This is a genomic window from Enterobacter sichuanensis (genome assembly GCF_002939185.1).
Classification (GTDB): Bacteria; Pseudomonadota; Gammaproteobacteria; order Enterobacterales; family Enterobacteriaceae; genus Enterobacter; species Enterobacter sichuanensis.
Genome location: NZ_POVL01000186.1, coordinates 1 through 330 on the forward strand (window position 1 = coordinate 1; position 330 = coordinate 330).

Sequence of the window (330 nt, forward strand, 5' to 3'; positions counted from 1 at the left end):
AGTGCTCACACAGATTGTCTGATGAAAAACAGCAGTAAAAACCTCTACAGGCTTGTAGCTCAGGTGGTTAGAGCGCACCCCTGATAAGGGTGAGGTCGGTGGTTCAAGTCCACTCAGGCCTACCAAATTTGCGAAGCAAATTTGAAGAGGTTATCAACGATGGGGCTATAGCTCAGCTGGGAGAGCGCCTGCTTTGCACGCAGGAGGTCTGCGGTTCGATCCCGCATAGCTCCACCATCTTTTACTGCGAACACAAGAAAACTTCAGAGTGAACCTGAAAAGGTGCACTGCGAAGTTTTGCTCTTTAAAAATCTGGATCAAGCTGAAAAT

Annotated in this window: 2 tRNA genes; both read left to right on the forward strand. The window is 47.9% G+C overall.

Annotation, left to right across the window (positions count from 1 at the left end):
• The first annotated feature begins 48 nt into the window (after window positions 1–48).
• Window positions 49–125 (forward strand) — tRNA-Ile (locus C5687_RS24425).
• Window positions 126–161: 36 nt separating this feature from the next.
• Window positions 162–237, forward strand: a tRNA-Ala gene (locus C5687_RS24430).
• The last annotated feature ends 93 nt before the right edge of the window (window positions 238–330 follow it).